The sequence below is a fragment of the Kitasatospora sp. MY 5-36 genome (assembly GCF_001182915.1).
Classification (GTDB): Bacteria; Actinomycetota; Actinomycetes; order Streptomycetales; family Streptomycetaceae; genus Kitasatospora.
The window spans coordinates 1-16839 of the sequence record NZ_LFVW01000224.1 but is presented as its reverse complement, the minus strand read 5'-3'; the positions used below and the strand labels follow the sequence as shown (position 1 = coordinate 16839).

Annotated in this window: 18 protein-coding genes and 1 pseudogene; 11 read left to right on the top strand and 8 right to left on the bottom strand. The window is 73.0% G+C overall.

Translation table 11 applies throughout. The annotated features are described in order from the left end of the window. Positions 1 to 651, bottom strand: a 651-nt coding sequence (locus AE652_RS16625; RefSeq protein WP_049652170.1) for an MFS transporter, incomplete at its 3' end; no start/stop codon positions are given. A 466-nt stretch (positions 652 to 1117) separates the two neighbouring features. Here AE652_RS16625 and AE652_RS16620 point away from each other — a divergent pair. Both AE652_RS16620 and AE652_RS16615 read left to right on the top strand, forming a co-directional pair. Continuing rightward, complete coding sequence (locus AE652_RS16620) at positions 1118 to 1336, top strand: MbtH family protein (protein ID WP_049652169.1); 219 nt, start codon at positions 1118 to 1120, stop codon at positions 1334 to 1336. Positions 1337 to 1440: 104 nt separating this feature from the next. After that, on the top strand, positions 1441 to 2451 hold the full coding sequence (locus AE652_RS16615) for a helix-turn-helix domain-containing protein (protein WP_082345773.1): 1011 nt from the start codon (positions 1441 to 1443) through the stop codon (positions 2449 to 2451). A gap of 68 nt (positions 2452 to 2519) precedes the next feature. On the opposite strand, the gene AE652_RS16610 is transcribed toward AE652_RS16615, so the two are convergent. Genes AE652_RS16610 through AE652_RS16600 form a run of 3 tightly spaced genes read right to left on the bottom strand, consistent with a single transcriptional unit; the run spans position 2520 to position 5968 of the window. After that, positions 2520 to 3080: a flavin reductase family protein gene (locus AE652_RS16610; RefSeq protein ID WP_082345772.1), complete on the bottom strand. Its 561-nt coding sequence runs from the start codon at positions 3078 to 3080 to the stop codon at positions 2520 to 2522. After that, on the bottom strand, positions 3077 to 4387 hold the full coding sequence (locus AE652_RS16605; protein WP_049652167.1) for a cation:proton antiporter: 1311 nt from the start codon (positions 4385 to 4387) through the stop codon (positions 3077 to 3079). Before AE652_RS16605 ends, AE652_RS16610 begins: the two co-directional genes overlap by 4 nt. A 30-nt stretch (positions 4388 to 4417) precedes the next feature. Continuing rightward, complete coding sequence (locus AE652_RS16600) at positions 4418 to 5968, bottom strand: tryptophan halogenase family protein (protein WP_082345771.1); 1551 nt, start codon at positions 5966 to 5968, stop codon at positions 4418 to 4420. A 294-nt stretch (positions 5969 to 6262) separates the two neighbouring features. On the opposite strand from AE652_RS16600, the gene sbnB reads away from it, so the two are divergent. The 4 genes and pseudogenes from sbnB (at position 6263) to AE652_RS44035 (ending at position 9801) form a co-directional block, all read left to right on the top strand. After that, the gene (sbnB, locus tag AE652_RS16595; RefSeq protein ID WP_049652165.1) at positions 6263 to 7345 is read left to right on the top strand and encodes a 2,3-diaminopropionate biosynthesis protein SbnB; all 1083 of its coding nucleotides are present in this window, start codon (positions 6263 to 6265) and stop codon (positions 7343 to 7345) included. A 310-nt stretch (positions 7346 to 7655) separates the two neighbouring features. Further along, the gene (locus AE652_RS16590) at positions 7656 to 8456 is read left to right on the top strand and encodes an AfsR/SARP family transcriptional regulator (protein WP_234348407.1); all 801 of its coding nucleotides are present in this window, start codon (positions 7656 to 7658) and stop codon (positions 8454 to 8456) included. A gap of 13 nt (positions 8457 to 8469) precedes the next feature. After that, a pseudogene (locus tag AE652_RS48210) lies at positions 8470 to 8853 on the top strand (LysR family transcriptional regulator); the annotation flags it as partial. Between the two features lie 3 nt (positions 8854 to 8856). Further along, the gene (locus AE652_RS44035; RefSeq protein ID WP_234348408.1) at positions 8857 to 9801 is read left to right on the top strand and encodes a substrate-binding domain-containing protein; all 945 of its coding nucleotides are present in this window, start codon (positions 8857 to 8859) and stop codon (positions 9799 to 9801) included. On the opposite strand, the gene AE652_RS47380 is transcribed toward AE652_RS44035, so the two are convergent. From AE652_RS47380 to AE652_RS16555, 4 genes are all read right to left on the bottom strand, one after another. After that, the gene (locus AE652_RS47380; protein ID WP_049652161.1) at positions 9693 to 11051 is read right to left on the bottom strand and encodes an FtsX-like permease family protein; all 1359 of its coding nucleotides are present in this window, start codon (positions 11049 to 11051) and stop codon (positions 9693 to 9695) included. The genes AE652_RS44035 and AE652_RS47380 overlap by 109 nt on opposite strands. Continuing rightward, on the bottom strand, positions 11051 to 11878 hold the full coding sequence (locus tag AE652_RS16565; RefSeq protein WP_049652160.1) for an ABC transporter ATP-binding protein: 828 nt from the start codon (positions 11876 to 11878) through the stop codon (positions 11051 to 11053). The genes AE652_RS47380 and AE652_RS16565 overlap by 1 nt, the downstream gene beginning before the upstream one ends. A 78-nt stretch (positions 11879 to 11956) precedes the next feature. Continuing rightward, positions 11957 to 12196 (bottom strand): hypothetical protein, encoded by a 240-nt coding sequence (locus tag AE652_RS16560; protein ID WP_049652159.1) that lies wholly within the window; start codon positions 12194 to 12196, stop codon positions 11957 to 11959. A 54-nt stretch (positions 12197 to 12250) separates the two neighbouring features. Beyond that, a complete protein-coding gene (locus AE652_RS16555; RefSeq protein WP_198959344.1) occupies positions 12251 to 12598 on the bottom strand; it encodes a winged helix-turn-helix domain-containing protein in 348 nt (115 codons plus the stop codon). A 155-nt stretch (positions 12599 to 12753) separates the two neighbouring features. On the opposite strand from AE652_RS16555, the gene AE652_RS16550 reads away from it, so the two are divergent. The 5 genes from AE652_RS16550 to AE652_RS16530 form a co-directional block, all read left to right on the top strand. Beyond that, the gene (locus AE652_RS16550) at positions 12754 to 13014 is read left to right on the top strand and encodes an acyl carrier protein (RefSeq protein WP_049652157.1); all 261 of its coding nucleotides are present in this window, start codon (positions 12754 to 12756) and stop codon (positions 13012 to 13014) included. A gap of 37 nt (positions 13015 to 13051) precedes the next feature. Beyond that, positions 13052 to 14293, top strand: a complete 1242-nt coding sequence (locus AE652_RS16545) for a beta-ketoacyl synthase (protein WP_049652156.1) — start codon at positions 13052 to 13054, stop codon at positions 14291 to 14293. Beyond that, the gene (locus tag AE652_RS16540) at positions 14290 to 15093 is read left to right on the top strand and encodes an alpha/beta fold hydrolase (RefSeq protein WP_199823099.1); all 804 of its coding nucleotides are present in this window, start codon (positions 14290 to 14292) and stop codon (positions 15091 to 15093) included. Before AE652_RS16545 ends, AE652_RS16540 begins: the two co-directional genes overlap by 4 nt. Beyond that, complete coding sequence (locus tag AE652_RS16535) at positions 15090 to 16055, top strand: hypothetical protein (RefSeq protein WP_049652155.1); 966 nt, start codon at positions 15090 to 15092, stop codon at positions 16053 to 16055. Before AE652_RS16540 ends, AE652_RS16535 begins: the two co-directional genes overlap by 4 nt. Continuing rightward, positions 16052 to 16839, top strand: a 788-nt coding sequence (locus AE652_RS16530; RefSeq protein ID WP_053112086.1) for a beta-ketoacyl synthase N-terminal-like domain-containing protein, incomplete at its 3' end; no start/stop codon positions are given. The genes AE652_RS16535 and AE652_RS16530, both read left to right, overlap by 4 nt.

Below are 16839 nucleotides of genomic sequence, written 5' to 3'. Positions count from 1 at the left end.
CGGCCGCCAGGGGCGCGAACGGCCGCCGGTCGCGGCGGAGTCGGCCTCGGCGCGGTCCGGCCCGACACCGCGGACCGAGGCGGCCAGGGCGAGGGAGCCGGTCAGGACGAGGGCGGCGCCCAGCACCAGTCCGAGCGCCGGGCGGGCCGTCGCCGCGATCACCCCGGCCAGCAACGGGCCGGTGACGTACAGGAGTTCCTCGGCGACGGTGTCCAGACTGTAGGCCCGGCGGCGCAGCCCGGGATCGGACAGCAGGGCGCTCCACCGCGCCCGGGTGACCGGGCCGAGGGGTGGCGCGAGCACGCCGGCCGCCACGGCGAGGGCTAGCAGGACGGGGTACGGGACGCCGGGGCGCCAGGTGGCGGCGGCCAGGCCGAGCAGCACCAGCGCGTACCCGGCCGCCATCGGCGGCAGTGTCCGGCGCGGGCCGTGACGGTCGACCAGCCCGGCCCGGGCGGGTGAGAGCAGCACGTTGGAGGCGGCGAACAGCGCCGTCAGCCAGCCGGCCCGGGCGTACGAGCCGGTCGTGGCGGCGACGGCCAGCAGGAGCGAGAGCGGGACGACACCGTAGGAGAGGCGGCCGGTCAGGGCCGCGCTGAAGAGCCGGACCGCGCCGGGGGTGCGCAGGACCGTCGCGTAGGACGAAGACATGGAGCGGTTCCTCTGGAGCTGGCGCGCGCCGCGCGCCGGTGGACCGGGACGCCGAAGGACCGCACCACCGGGGTGCGGTCGCCGCGCGGGGCCCTAGTCACGGAAGAGGAACACGGGGCCATGGTAGGGCACGTCCGTGCGGGGGCCGTCCGTTCGGGGGCACGTCCGTGCGGGCGCCCGTCCGGGACGTCGGCCGCAACGGCTCCCCCGGCCGGGCTCCGCGCCGCCGGCCGCAACGGTGCGGAACGCCGGTATCGGAGCGGACGTTGTGTCATATTCGTTGTGACCAAGGAGAGTTCACCGCTCCTCCCGGGTTCCGGCGGGCTCGCCGGAGCCCCATCAGGGTGCGGTCAGCACCATGTCAGCGAGCCGAGGGAGCATGTGCGGAGCGGGCCCACCCGGTTGTCCCGCGTGCGCCGATGACCCGAGGGCCGCACCGCGCCCTACCCGGAATGGAGTGTGCGACATGTCGAACCCCTTTGACGACGCGGACGGGACCTTCCTGGTGCTGGTGAACGACGAGGGCCAGCACTCGCTGTGGCCCGCGTTCGCCGAGCGGCCGGACGGCTGGGCGGTGGCCCTGGCCGAGGGGCCGCGCGAGGAGGCGCTGGCCTACGTCGAGGCCAACTGGACGGACATGCGCCCGCGCAGTCTGCGCGAGGCCTCCACCGCCCGGGCCTCGTAGCGGCGACGTCCGATCCATCCGAGGAAGGGCCCGGCCTGCCCGCGTGGCGGCGGCCGGGCCACGTCGATTTCTCCCTCATCGACACGGAAACGGGGACCTTCATCGTGCAGAGGATTCACTTCACCGCAGCCGACCTCGCCAGAACCCGACTGAAGAGCACCATGGGCCCGCTCGTGGAATCGGCCTTCGCCTGCGACCTGCTGGACCGCGGCGTGAGCGCGCCGTACGCCCGGTGGCGAAAGCAGGTGAACGAGCGCCTCCCCCGGCGGCCGGTGCCCCGCCCGCGCAGCCGTCCCGAGCACGACGTGGACTCGCTGCTCCGGCAGGCGCTGCGGTACGCGGAGGCGCCCGACGCGCCGCCCGAGCCGTCCGGGCCGTTCGACGCGTCCGAGGCCGCCGAGCTGCCGCAGCGGCCCGGGGCGGGCGTGGACGCCTGCCTGCTGGAGGCCTGGCAGCTGGCCGTGGCGCCGTTCTGGCAGCACCTGCACGCCTACCTGGTGGCCGAGTGCGAGGCACGCGGCCGGATCGTGATGGCCGGCGGGGTGGAGCTGCTGCTGTCCACCGCGCACCCCCGGATGACCTGGCGGGCGCCGGTCCTGGAGATCCCCGGCGGGCCGGACCAGGACATCCGGCTGGGCGGCCGGGGCCTGGTGCTCACCCCCTCGGTGTTCCTCAACCACCGGCCGGGCCTGGCGATCGACGCCGAGGGGCCGGACGCGCAGGTGGTGCTGGTGTTCGCGGCCCCGCCGCACGCCCGCAAGGGGGCCCAGCTGTGGCAGGAGCGGGACAGCGGCTCGCGGCCGCTCGGCGCCCTGGTGGGCCAGACCCGGGCGGCCGCCCTGCGTACGCTGCGGGCGAGTTGCACGACCAGCCAGCTCGCCGACCGGCTGGGCATCTCGGCGGCCAGCGCCAGCCAGCACGCGGCGGTGCTGCGCCGGAGCGGGCTGATCACCACCCGCCGGGTGCGCAACACCGTGCTGCACTCGGTGACGCCGCTCGGGATGGCGCTGCTGGACGGCGGGCCGGTACGGCCGGCGGCGACGGGCTGCGAGCGGTCCGAGCGGCCGGCCCGCGGGGCCCGGCCGCGGAGCGCCCCGCACCTCCTCGCCTCGTAGGCACAGCGGGCTGGACCCCCGGCCGCCGTCCGGTGCCGGGGGTCCTCGCCCTTCCCGCCGTTCCGGGATCAGCTCCGCGGCCAGGCCCGGAACTGGCGCAGCCCGTACAGCAGCGGCCGCGGGTGGTGGCGCCGTACGACCCGGCGGATCTCGCCGTAGACGGTGACGTGGTCGCCGACCCGCTGGGCCAGCACCACGTCGCAGTCGGCCACCGTGTGGGCGTCGCGCACCAGGTGCGGGCCGGCCGCCTCCGGGGCCTGCTCCCAGGGGAGCAGCTGGAACCGGTCCGGGTTGCCGGAGGCGAACAGTTCGGCGGTCCCCTGGGCGTCCTCGTGCAGCAGGTTGACCGCGAACAGGCCGCTGTCGGTGACCGCTTCGAGCGTGGGACTGCCGTCGCGCAGGCAGACCAGGAGGGTGGGCGGGTCGAGTGAGACGCTGCACACCGCGGAGCAGGTCATGCCCCTCGGGGCGCCGTCGGGGCCGGTGGCGGACACCACGCTCACACCCGTGGGGAACCCGCTCATCATGGCCCGGAACTCGTCGGGGGTGGCTCCCGCCGTCCCCACGGCTCCGGACGCCCCGGAGGCCCCGGCCCGAAACCGGGCCCGGTCGCCCGCGTACTCGGTCATCTCGCACCGCTTTCTGTCTCGACGGACTCCACCGGCGCCATGGCCGTCGCGCTGATCCCCTCGGCCGCCGGGCGGCCCTCCATCCGGTCGAACAGCTCCAGCAGCGGCCCGGTGGCCGCCGTGGTGACCAGTGCCATCACCACCAGTGCCAGGACCAGCGGCGCGGGCAGCACCCCGGAGGCGAAGCCGGCCTGGAGGACGATCAGTTCGGTGAGGCCGCGGGTGTTCATCAGCGCGCCGATCCGCCGGGCGGTCCGGGGCGGCTGGCCGCCGATCCGGGCCCCGAGGTAGCCGCCGAGGCCCTTGCCGAGGAAGCCCAGCAGGACGGTGCCGGCGATCAGCACCCCGGAGGTGGCGGAGAAGGCGCCGGTGAGCACGGTGACCCCGGTGACCACGAAGAAGGCGGGGGTCAGGAACTGCCCCGACCGGGAGACCGTGGACCCCACCCGGGTCCACGGGCCGCCGTCGTCGTGCGGGACCGCCAGCCCGGCCAGTGCCGCGCCGAGGATCGACGTCATGCCGAGGTGTTTCATGGCGAAGGCCACCGCGAGGGCGGCCACCGCGACCAGGACCGCCATCGCCTGGGGCGAGCGGCCGCAGAGCCGGGACGCGGTCCGGGTGCCCAGCGCGTAGCGGATGGCCAGCGCGCAGACCACGCCGACGGCCAGGGCGCGCAGCGAGTGCAGCGAGCGTGCCGGGTCCCCGGCGCCCAGGCTGATCGCCAGGGAGAGCAGCAGCCAGCCGCAGGCGTCGATGACGACGGCGGAGGCCAGCGAGAGCCGGCCCGGGACGCCGTCGCTCATCCCGCGGTCGGCCAGGATGCGGGCCATCACCGGGACGGCGGTGATGGCCATGGTGACCGCGACCATCAGGAGGAAGGCCGGCAGCGGGGCGCCGCCGCGGGCCGCCCGGTCGCCGGTGAGCGCGATCAGCCCGACCAGCAGGCCTCCGGTGGCCAGCGGCGGCACCAGCGCCCCGACGGTGATCCAGGTGGTGGCGCGCCGGGGCAGCCGGTCCCGGCCGCGGCGCAGTTTGTGGGCGAGGCCGACCAGGAAGAGCACCAGGGCGGCCTCGGCGACGGTCTTGACGAGGTCGAACACCGGCCCCGGCAGCACGGCGTCGAAGGCGGGCCGGCCGGCCAGGGCGATCACGGCGGGCCCGGCCAGCAGGCCCCCCGTGATCTCCCCGATCACCTCCGGCTGCCGGAGACGGCGCGCGACTCTCCTGCCCGCCACGGCGATCAGCAGCACGACGCCGAGGACGGCGGCCGCGTGCACGACGCGTGTCAGGAGCTGGAGGACGTCCATGACGAACGGGCCCCTTTCCCGGGATCGTGGTCAGCGCATCCGGGCGAAGTAGTCGTACGCCTTGGGCAGCGTCGCGACGAGCCGTTCGGTCTTCTCCCGGATCTGGGCGAACTCCCGTTCCGCGGCGGCGCCGTCGGAGAGGTCCAGGGCCGGGGAGTGCGCCACCTCGATGCCGCCCATGCCCAGCAGGACGCTCATGTAGGAGTACGGCGGCAGGCCGTGGTAGTAGGGGAAGACCGTTTCGGAGTCCGGGAGTTGGGCCTTCCAGAGTTCGAGCCGCTCGGCCAGCGAGTCGGGGATCTTCCGGGTCTTGGTGTCCCGCCAGTACTGGGTGTCGGTGCGCTTGGCGGCGACGTAGTGCAGGACCAGGAACTCCCGTACCCCGTCCATGACGTGGGCGACGGCCCGGTTGTAGAGGTCGCGCCGGACCGGGTTCCAGTCCTGCGCCGGGAAGTACTTGACCAGTTGCTCGATGGCGTGGTGGATGAAGAAGATCCCGGTGGACTCCAGCGGCTCCACGAAGCCGCTGGCGAGGCCGACGGCCACGCAGTTGCGGGACCAGGAGTTGCGGCTGCGGCCGATCCGCATCCGGATGTGGTTGGCCTCGACGTCGGCGGCGGCGGGGCCGACGAAGGCGCGCAGGGTCCGCTCGGCCTCCTCCGGCGAGAGGTAGTCCTTCGCGTAGACGTACCCGGTGCCGACCCGGCCCATCAGCGGGATCGTCCAGATCCAGCCGGCGTCCTGGGCGGTCGCGGTGGTGCAGGGCAGCACGCCGCGCTTCGCCATGTCCATCGGCACCTGGAGGGCGACGGCGCTGTCGTTGGGCAGGGTGTCCTGGTAGGAGATGAACGGCTCCTCCAGCGCCTTGTTCAGCAGCAGCCCGCGGAAGCCGGTGCAGTCGATGAAGAGGTCGCCGGTGAGCTCGCCGTGCTCGGCGGTGCGCAGTCCGCTGATCCAGCCGCGGTCGTCGAGCCGGACGTCCTGGACGTCGTCGACGATGCGCTTGACGCCTCTGTCGGTGGCGTACTGCGTCAGGTACTTGGCGAGCAGCGCGGCCTCGAACTGGTAGGCGTACGGGAACTGGGTCTTGCCCTGGTGCTCGGACATGGTGAGGCCCTGCATCTCGTCCGCGCCCTCGTCGAAGGGCTGGTCGATGAGGGCGCCGTCGAGGTGGCGGGGGCTGAGGCCGGCGTCGATGACCGAGGCCATCACGAAGCAGTCCTTGTCGAACCGGCTGGTCGGCCCCTGCTTGAGCCACCAGTCGGTGAGCGGGAAGCCGTTGACCGAGCGCATCTGCTCGAACGGGTGGTAGAAGTAGTGGCCGGGCTCGCGCCAGTCCTCGAAGCGGACGGCGAGCTTGTACGTCGCGTTGCAGGCCGGCATCCAGTCCTTCTCCTTGAGTCCGAGGAACTCGAAGAAGTGGCGGATGTCGCTGAAGGTGGCCTCGCCGACGCCCACGGGGGAGATGTTGCCGGATTCCACGAGGGTGATGTCCACCCGGTCCTCGAACGCGGCCTTCAGGTACGAAGCCGTCATCCAACCCGCTGTTCCGCCGCCTACGATCACAACCCGGTCGAGCACTGGTGACTCCTCTTCGGTGGTCCACGTGTTTCCGGCAGGGGAGGTGCCGGATACCGGCCGAGGTGGCGCCGTCGGTCGTCACCCCGCTGGTAGAAGCTGAGGGCGGCGCCACCAGAGAGTGACTCTAGGCATCCTCGTAAGGTCCGACCAGGTCATTTGGCACTGGTCGAAAGTCGCAGGTCGGGTTGACCCGTACCTGTCGGACCATTCGAACGCCTGACTGACCATCAGCGAGGTGTCAGCGCAGGTCAGCCACACTGCTGTGGCCAGATCTCCCCCGAGACGGAGCCACTCATGACGCAGCAGAGGCAGATCCCGCAGTTCGCCGTCGTCCCCGGCGCGCAGGTGCACGGCGTGCTGTCCGGCAACGAGAAGCAGACCGTCGACCTGGTCGCGGCGACCTACCGGGTGCACGGCGAGGGGGACACGGTCAACCCGCCGTCGTACTTCCTGCGCTTCCCGGACCGGCCCAGCTCGCGCATCATCGCGCTGCCGGCCTCGGTGGGCGGCGACACGCCGGTCGACGGGATCAAGTGGATCTCCAGCTTCCCGGAGAACGTGGCCGCGGGCCTCCCCCGGGCCTCCGCGGTGCTGGTGCTCAACGACCCCGCGACCGGCTACCCGATCGCCTGCCTGGAGAGCTCGATCATCAGCGCCGCCCGCACCGCCGCCTCGGCCGCGCTCGCGGCCGACCGGCTCTCCGCCGGCCGGCCCCGGCCGCGGCGGGTCGGCTTCATCGGCACCGGGCTGATCGCCCGGCACATCCACACCTATCTGGCCCGCACCGGCTGGGAGTTCGACGAGGTCGGGGTGCACGACCTGTCCGCCGAGCACGCGGCCGGCTTCCGCTCCTACCTGGAGCGCGCGGACCCGGAGCGGGCCGACCGGGAGCAGGGCGGCGCCTCGCCCCGGATCACCGTGCACGGGAGCGCCGAGGAGCTGGTCCGCGCCTCGGGCCTGGTGGTCCTGGCGACCGTCGCCGCGAAGCCGCACCTCACCGACCCCTCGTGGTTCTCCCACAACCCGGTGGTGCTCAACGTCTCGCTGCGCGACCTGGCGCCCGAGGTGCTGCTCGCCTCGGCCAACGTGCTGGACGACGTCGAGCACTGCCTGAAGGCCGAGACCTCCCCGCACCTGACCGAACAGCTCACCGGCAACCGGGACTTCATCGACGGAACGCTCCACGAGGTGATGGCCGGAAAGGTCCGGGTGCCGACCGACCGGCCGGTGGTGTTCTCGCCGTTCGGGCTCGGCGTGCTCGACCTCGCGGTCGGCCGGTACGTCTACGACGAGCTGGCCGCCCGGGGTGAACTCGCCGTCGTGGACGGCTTCTTCCACGAGCTGGACCGCTACGGCCGGGGCGCCGGGCAGTCGTAGCCGCACCTCCGACTTCCCATGGACAGCTCAACCCGCCCCCTGTAGCATTCTTCTGACAGGTCGACAGATACGGGCCCGCCGTCACGGTGCGTCCCCGTCGGCCCGTCCCGGGTGGCGCGGCGAGGCCGCACCCCCGCCTCCGAGCCGGGCGCCGGATCGCTCCCCCGTCGATCCGGCGCCCCTCCGGGTGTCATGCACAGGGCGTGTCATACCATCCGCCCCCGGCCGCGCCGCCCGGCTGGTATCTCCCGGTCCGCACCGGCGTCGCGCAGACTCACCTGGACGGCTCGGAAAATCATGGGGTGCTGCTGTGGAAATCAAGCTTCTCGGTCCGCTGCTCCTGTCGCACGAGAACGTGCACTACACCATGGCGTCGAAGCGGACCAGCGTCGTGCTGACCCTGCTGGCGACCTCACCGGGGATCCCGGTCCCGTTCGACGAGATCGTGGACGAGTTATGGGGCGACCAGCCGATGGCCAATGCCCGCAACGCCCTCCAGGCGAATGTCGGCCGACTGCGCCGGCTGCTGGAATCCGTGACCGGCCGCAAGGGCGACGAAACCCTCCGCACCGCCAACGGCGGCTATCTCCTCGACGTCCCGACGGACGCGATCGACGCGCACCGTTTCCTGCGGCTCGCCGACGCGGGCGGCGATCTCGCCCGGCGCGACCCGGACCGCGCCATCGCGACCCTGGAGGAGGCGCTCGGCCTGTGGCGCGGCGGCGCCCTGATGGACTCCTGCGACGGGCTGCGCTGCCGGATCCGGGCGGCGCACCTGGAGGAGCGCCGGATCAGCGCGTACGAGGACCTGACCGCCGCCAAGCTCGCCGTGGACTCGGCCCGGGTCCCGGTGTCCGAACTGCGGCAGCTCGCCGTCGAGCACTCCGAACGGGAGCGCCTGAGCGAGCTGTTGATGCTCGCGCTCTACCGCGACGGCCGGCAGGCCGAGGCGCTGGAGGTCTTCCACAGCACCCGCCGCCGGCTCGCCGACGACCTGGGGCTGGAGCCCGGCCGCGCGCTGCACCACGCCTACCAGGCGATCCTCCGGCAGGCCGACCTGCTCGGCGAGCCGCGGCGGGTGCTCGACTTCGCCGGACCCGTACCGGCCTGATCCCGCTCGGCATATGCCCGTTCCGGAAAATCCCGGAATACCGGTTTCCGATCACCGGCCGCGCCGCGCATTCCCCCCTCCCGACCCCCGTCCCGTTCCGGCCCGTTCACGCCGCTTCCGACTGTGGACGGTCAAGGATCACTCTGTTAGCGTGGCGACCGCCTTGGATTTTTCCTGGTGGCTACGCGAGGAAGTCGGAATCGCGGACGGGGGCCCAGTGGACGTTGAGTTGAGGCATGCCAAGATCGTTACCACCATCGACCGGCTGGGCAGCATTTCCAGAGCCGCCGCCCAATTGAGCCTTCCCCAATCGAGCCTCACCGCACAATTGAAGCGGATCGAAAGAGCCGTGGGCGGCGAGCTGTTCGTACGGACCAGAACCGGAACCATTCCGACCGCCTTGGGGGAAAGGCTCATCCCGATTCTGGCCGAACTCGTCCAGCACGCGGACCGGGTGATCGCCGAGGCGGCCGCGCACTTCTCGGAGGTGTTCCGGTTCGGGAACGCCGAGTGGACGCCGCCGTCGCTGCGCAGCGCGCTCAAGTCCGCGCTGCCGGTCAAGGAGGTGCAGACCGAGACGCTCAGCCCCGACGCCGCCATCGCGCAGGTGTCCCGCGGCGCCCTACACGCCGCGATGGTGCCCGGGGTCGCGCTGGCCGCCTCGGCCGAGGCGGACGAACCCGCCCTGGCCAGCACGGTGATCGTGCGGGAGCCCGTCTGGGTGGCGCTCCCGCACGACCACCACCTGGTCGGCCAGGAGGCGGTGAGCCCGGCGCAGCTCGCCTCGCTGCGGTGGGTCCGCTACACCCGCGACCACTGGTTCCACCCGATCGAGAAGCAGCTGTTCGCCGCCGTCGGCCGGGCCGACCTGGAGGTGCTGCACTACGTCGACGGCCACCACGAGGCGATGAACTGGGTCCGGGACGTCCGGGCCGCCGCGCTGACGCCGCCCACCGGCGTCACCCGCGAGGTGCGGCTCGTCCCGGTCTCCGTCGCCGAGGGCACCGACATGCTGCTGGTGTGGCGCAGCGACTCGGTGACCGACGACATCCAGCGCAGACTGCTCACCACGCTCCGGCGCTACTACTGCGAGTACGCCCGCACGATTCCCGGGTACTGGTCGTGGGTCATCCGACACCCGGACCAGTTCGCCGAGTTGGAGTCCTTCCTGCCGCCCCGGGTGCAGTGGGGCGGGGCCGGCCGGGCGGGCCCGGAGTGGTCCGGGCCCGGGGCCGGTCACAGGGTGGCGAGCGCCTCGGCCGGCGGCGTCCGCAGGGCGGCGCCGGTGGCCGAGACACTGGCGAGGGCGGTCAGCGCCCCGACGAACCCGACGATCGAGAGGTAGATCCAGACCGGTCCGCGGGGCAGCCAGGAGCCGTCCAGCGCCATCCGGAAGGGGGCGAGCGTGGCCGCGGCGACGAAGGTGCCCAGCACCGTGCCGACGATGGTGACGAGCAGCGACTCGATGCCGGTCATGGCCAGGATCTGGCCGGGGGTGGCGCCGACCAGCCGTTGCAGGGCGAACTCCCGGCGGCGCTCGGCGGCGGCCACCACCAGGGTGTTGACCAGGGAGATCACCGCGTACGCGATGATGCTGCCGGCCAGCAGGTAGTCCACCCAGGCGCCGACCCCGTCGCCGCCCTGGCCGGCGGAGAGCGTGGTCTGGAGGTAGATCAGCGCGGTGGACAGCCCGGTGGCCAGCATCACCGGGCTGACCGCGCCCGCGATCCGGATCCGGCGGGCCCGGGCGTTGTCCATCGCCAGGTCCCCGGTCAGGCCGAACAGCGCGCGCAGCGGGCGGTGGAACACTCCGGTGAGCACCTTGGTCAGCCCGGGGCCGAGCAGGGCGATCCCGCCCGCCCAGAGCATCGCCGAGGGGCCGGCCGTACTGGCGGCGACCTCGCCGTTCATCACGGTGCCGGTGACCACCGCCAGCGCGGTGCCGCCGGCCAGGCAGAGCACCGCGAAGGCCAGCCGCGGGCCGCTCAGCCAGCGGTGCTGGAGGCGGGACTCGGCGAGCGCGTCGGCGGGCCGGGAGAGCGCCGCCCGCCGGGAGGCGATGAAGGCCGCGGTCAGCGCGGCGAGCATCGAGGTGCCGCCCGCGGTGACCATCGGGATCCAGCCGGCGTGGTAGGTGATCCCCTTCGTGACCACGCCGCTGGCCGCGATCTGCTCCAGCATCCACCCGCCCGCAAGGTAGCCCGGGACGAGGGCGAGGGCGACGGCGACGAGCGCGACGACCAGGGTCTCCACCACGATCATCCGGCGGAGCTGGCCGGGCAGGGTGCCGATCGCGCGCAGCAGCGCCATCTCGCCGAGCCGCTGCTGGACCACCAGGGCCAGCGTGGAGCCGACGATGAAGACGGTGACCATCGCGGCGATCCCGCCGAACACCGCGGACATCGAGATCAGCCGGCTGGCCGCCTGCTGGGTGCCCGGCGGGACGGCCGCGAACGGGGGCACCCGGTGGCGGATGCCGGTCTCCATCAGGCCGCCGCAGGCGGTGAGGATCACCGCGCCGAAGAACAGCGCGACGGTGGAGGCGATGAAGCTCGTCCTGCGGAACCGCAGGGTCTGCAGGGCCAGGGCGAACATCAGCGGGCCGCCTCTCCGCCGCGGGCGACGGGGGCGCCGGAGGCGACCGCCGTGCCGGAGCCGTCGGAGCTGTCGCCCCAGGCGCCGAGCCGGGTCATCCGCTCGGCGATGGTGTCGGCCGAGGCGCCGCTCAGCTCGTCGACGATCCGCCCGTCGGCCAGGAACAGCACCCGGTCGGCGTAGGAGGCGGCGACCGGGTCGTGGGTGACCATGACGGCGGTCTGCCCGTCGTTGTGGACGGCCTGGCGCAGCAGCCGCAGGATCTCCACCGCGGTGCGGGTGTCCAGCGCGCCGGTCGGCTCGTCGCCGAAGAGCACCGCGGGCCGGGTGATCAGGGCCCGGGCGATGGCGACCCGCTGCTGCTGGCCGCCGGACAGCTCGCCGGGCCGGTGGTTGCTGCGCGCGCCGAGGCCGACCTGCTCCAGCACCCGCTCGACGCTCTCCCGGCCGGGTCGGCGCCCGGCCAGCCGCAGCGGCAGGGCCACGTTGTCGGCCACGCTCAGCGCGGGCAGCAGGTTGAAGGCCTGGAAGATGAAGCCGATCCGGTCCCGGCGGAGCCTGGTGAGCTCCTTCTCGCTGAGCCCGGCGAGTTCCATGCCGTCCAGCGAGACCGAGCCGGAGTCCGGCCGGTCCAGCCCGGCGGCGCACTGCAGCAGTGTGGTCTTGCCGGAGCCGGACGGGCCCATCACCGCGGTGAAGGTGCTGCGGCCGAAGCCCACCGACACGTCGTCGAGGGCGACGACCCGGTTGCGCTCGTTGCCGTAGCCACGGCAGACGTTCCTCAGTCGCACGGCATCGTCGATGCCGTGCACGGTGGCGGTGGTCATGGCGACTCCGTGGGTGACCAGGACGGATGGGACGGGATGGCGCCGGACGGCGCGGATGGAACGGGTGGGACGGGTGGTTCAGAGTTCGTCGACGCTTCGCAGCAGGTCCTCGACCGATGCCAACCTGGCGGTCAGCGCCCGCAGTTCACCCCGGAGCGCCTTCTGTCCGGTCAGCGTCTCCTCGGCCAGCTGCCGGTAGGCGGCCATCGCGGCGGCGTCCGCGCGGTGCCGCTGGAGGGTGAAGTACGAGACGATGCTGACGCTGATCCCGCCGATGACGATCAGTGTGATGACGATGGCGATCACGCCGCCGCTCATGAGGGTCCCTTCTGTTCCTTCGGGCGTCGCGCCTTCCTCCGGGCGGCGCCTGGTTCAGGCGTCGCTGCCTTCGGGCGTCGCGTTGCGCCCGTCGACCTGCGCCCGGTCCTCCCGGAGGGCGGCGATGACGGTGTCGACCGTGACGCGGATGTCGAACGGAGTGAGTTCGAAGAACTTCATGGCCTTGCCGTCATCGGAGAGCTCCAGCGCGCCGGCGACCAGGCCGGCGTGTTCGAGCCGCTCCAGGTGCATGTAGAGCAGCGGCCTGGACATGCCCAGCCGCCGGGCCAGTTCACTGACGTGGACCCGGCCCTGCGCCAGTTCGCCGATGATCCGCAGGCGCTGGGTGTGCCCGACGGCGGCGAGCAGGGCCAGTAGTTCCGCGCTTGTCGGCACCCCCACCCTCTTCCTCCTACCTGAAAGTTGAGACTGACAGGTGTTGGCGAGCACTGTCAAGCCGATCAACGACCGTCAGTTGCACGTCAGTTGTCCGTCAGCGCGGGCGAGAAGAATTCAGATCATCATCTGTCGCACCCACCCCCTCACCGGGAGGCGAAATGCCCAGCACCGCGGTCGTCACCACCGAACAGCGCGCCCAGATCAAGGAGATCGTCTGCGACATCCTCGAACTGGAGGCCGACGAGGTCACCGACACCAGCCGGTTCAAGGAGGACCACAACGCCGACTCGCTGGGCGCCATCGAGATCCTCTCCTCGCTGGAGCGGACCTTCTCGATCGAGATCGACCAGGCCGAGCTGATCCGGATGGTCAACCTGGACGGCGTCGTCGCCGTCGTCCAGGAGAGCCTGTCCAAGTAGCCCGCCGCAGCGCCGAGTCGACAGAACGGAGTCAGCAATGGTGGGCAGCGGAGACCGGGAACCGCGCCGGGTCGTCATCACCGGGCTGGGCGCGGTCACCAGCATCGGCACCGGGGCGGCCGAGTTCCTCGGCGGGCTCCGCAGCGGCCGCAGCGGCGTCAAGCCGATCACGTCCTTCGACACCACGGGCTACGCCCACGCGAACGGCTGCGAGATCGACGACTTCGACCCGGCCCAGTGGATCGAGCACGGGGATCCCGAAGAGCTGGGCCGGGCCAGCCAGTTCTCCGTCGCGGCGGCGAGGATGGCGGTGGCCGACGCGGGCCTCGCCCTGGAGGAGCTCCGCGCCAGGCGCGTCCTGGTCTCGGTCGGCACCACCGACGGCGAGTCGCGCGACCTCGACGCCCTGACGGAGCACCAACTCCACCACGGACCCGAAGGGTTGCCTGCGGTGGTGGCCCGCCGGTCGGCGGCCGGCCTGCTGTCCAGCAGCGTGGTGCGCGAACTGGAGCTCACCGACGTGGAGGCCGTCACCATCGCGACCGCCTGCGCCGCGGGCAACTACGCCATCGGCTCCGGCTTCGACGCGATCCGTTCGGGCGAGGCGGACGTCGCCCTGTCCGGCGGCGCCGACGCGGTCTGCCGCAAGACCTTCACCGGCTTCTACCGGCTCGGCACCATCGCGCCGGAGCTGAGCCAGCCCTTCGACGTCGACCGCAAGGGCATCCTCACCGGCGAGGGCGCCGGCATCCTGCTGATGGAGAGCCTGGAGTCGGCACTGGCCCGCGGCGCGGGGATCTACGCCGAGGTGCTCGGGTACGGGCTCAACTGCGACGCCCACCACCCGGTCGCGCCGGACCGCGACAGCCTCGCCGCCTGCATCGAACTGGCCCACCGCAACGCCGGGGTGAAGCCGGAGGACATCGACTTCATCTCCGCGCACGGCACCGGCACCAAGGCCAACGACGTGACGGAGGCGGGCGCGATCCGGCAGGTGTTCGCCACCCCGCCGCCGACCGTCTCCATCAAGTCCATGCTCGGCCACACCATGGGCGCGGCCAGCGCCCTCGCCTCCGCCGCCTGCGCGCTGGCGATCAAGGAGGGATTCATCCCCCCGACGATCAACCACCGGCAGACCGACCCGGAGTGCGGCCTGGACCCCGTCCCCAACCGGGCCCGCCCCGCCGAGGTGCGCATCGTGCAGAACAACGCGCTGGCCTTCGCCGGCAACAACGCGGTGCTCATCCTCGGCGCGTACCGAGCGCACCCGGACGCATGAGCGCGCCCACCCCCCGGCTGCGCAGGGCCGCCGAGGGCCCCGACCCGGTCCGGGTGCTGCTGCTGCACGGCCTGGGCGGCAAACCCTCGGTGTGGAGCCCGCTGGTCCGGCGGGCCGGGGCCGCCTTCGAGCTGTGGGACGTCGAACTGCCCTGGCGTGCCCAGTCCGAGGGCGACGGCTGGGGCGCCCGACCCGACCCCGGCCGGTTCCTGGTCGAGCTGCTGGACGAGCGCTTCGACGCCGTCGTGGCCCACTCGTACGCGGCGAACCTGGTCGTCGAGGCGGCCGCGGCCGGCCGCACCGCGCCCCGGCCGACCGTGCTGATCAGCCCCTTCTACCGGCCCAGCCCCAAGGACTTCGACTGGTCGGTGATCTCGTACTACCTCAACGACTTCCACCGCGTCTTCGAGGAGGCGCTGGAGGTCGGCGAGACCGCGCGGTTCGCCCGGTCCCACCGCGACTGGATGGCGCGCCAACTGCGCGACCAGGTCGGGCCGTACGGCTGGATGCGGTTCTTCGAGGCCTACCTGCGCTCCCCCACGCTCGACCTCGGCGCCGTCGGCTCGCCGCTGCTCGTGCTGTCCGGGCAGCGGGACACCGCCGCCCGGCCCGAGGACGGCCGGGCCCTCGCGGCCCGGGTGCCCGGGGCGCGGTACGAACTGCTGCCGGGCTGTCGGCACTTCCCGATGGTCGAGCGGCCCGACCTGGTCACCCGGCTGGTGTGCGAGTTCCTGCGCGCCGCCGCGCCCGGGGCGCCGCACGCCGACGCCACCACCCTCTCACCCCAGGAGTTGCCATGACCAGCAGTGCCCCCGCCGCCGACCCGACCACGCGGGTGCGGCTGCGCCCCCGCTACGAGGGCTCGAACATCTGCACCTGGATCGGCTTCAAGCACGTCAACTACCTGGTCGAGGAGGCGGTCTACGACCACGCCCGGCAGCACGGGTTCCCGCCCGGGGAGCTCTTCGAGCGGTACGGCCTGGGCGTCGACCTCACCGATCTCGACACCAAGATCCTCACCGCGCTGCACATCGACGACGTGGTGACGGCCACCGTGCGCCGGCTGCCCGCCCAGGACGGCGGCGGGCTGCGCCTGGGCGTGGAGCTGACCGTGGAGCGCTCCGGCGAGACCGTGAAGGCCGTCGCCGCCAAGGCCAGCGTCCACCTCCGCTCCGACCCGCGCGGCCACGCCGTCGCCGAACCGCCCGCCGAGCTCGTCGGGCTCACCGTCGACCGGCTGGGCGCGGGCGCGGCACCCGTCCCGCTGGAGCCCGGCACCGACCCGCTCGAGCAGCTGACGGCGGGCCGCAACGCCTTCGGCTGGGCGTGGCGGATGCCGTACTTCTACTGCCACTTCACCGAGCGGGTCCAGATGTCCGGGTACCTGCGGCAGATGGAGGAGGTCGTCGACCTCTTCCTGGCGGACCGCGGCGTCTCCATCAAGACCCTGCTGGACGAGCAGGACTGGATCCCGGTCGTCCCGCACTCCCGGATCACCCTCCTCGACGAGGCGCTGATGGAGGAGACGCTCTACACCGTCTACACCGTCGAGAGCGTCTTCAAGCGGCTGACCTACACCGCGCGGATGGACGCCTACGTGCTGCGCGACGGCGTCCTGGTGCCGACCGCCACCGGCCGGATCACCCACGGCTGGGCGGTGATCGAGAACCGCCGCGACTGGAGCCTGGTCGACTTCGACGACCGGCTGACCGACGCCCTGACCGGCAAGGCGGGCAAGGCCCTCGGCCGGGGCCGGGCATGACGGCGACCGACAGCCGGGCCCGGGCCCGGCCGGCCGGCCCGGACCGGGCGGTGCCCGAGCCGGTGTTCTCCGCCTGGTCGGCGGTCTCGCCCTTCGGGGTCGGCGCGCAGGCCTTCGGCGCGGGGCTGCGCGCGGGCACCGGCGCCGTCGCCGCACTGGACCGCACCGCGTACCCCGGCCCCTACGAACAGGCCGCCCTGGTACCGGACTTCAGCGCCGCCGCGGCCCTCGGCCGCAAGGGCACCAGGACCATGGACCGGGTCACCGCGCTCGCCGTGCACACCTTCGGCACCCTGCTCGACGGCTGCGGGCCCGGCCTGCTGGACCGCCCCGAACGGGTCGGCCTGGTCCTGGGCACCGGCTCGGGCAGCGTGCAGAGCATCATGGACTTCACCAGGGACTCGCTCACCGGCGACCGCCCCTACCTGGTCGACCCGGCCAGGTTCCCGAACACCGTGATGAACCGGGCCGCGGGCCAGTGCGCGATCTGGCACGGCATCAAGGGCCCCAACAGCACCATCGCGGGCGGCTGGTCGGCCGGCCTGCTCGCCCTCGGCTACGCCGCCCGGCTGTACCGCGGCGGGCACTGCGACCGGGTGCTGTGCGGCGCCGCCGAGGAGTACTCGGTCCAGCGCGCCTGGCTGGAGTGGCACAGCGCGGGCGAGGACGGCCGGACCCCGCTCGGCGAGGGCGGCGTCGCCTGGCTGCTGGAGTCCGCCGAGCAGGCGCGCGCGGCGCACCGCCCGGTCCTGGCACGGCTGCTCGGCACCCGCTTCCGCGCCTA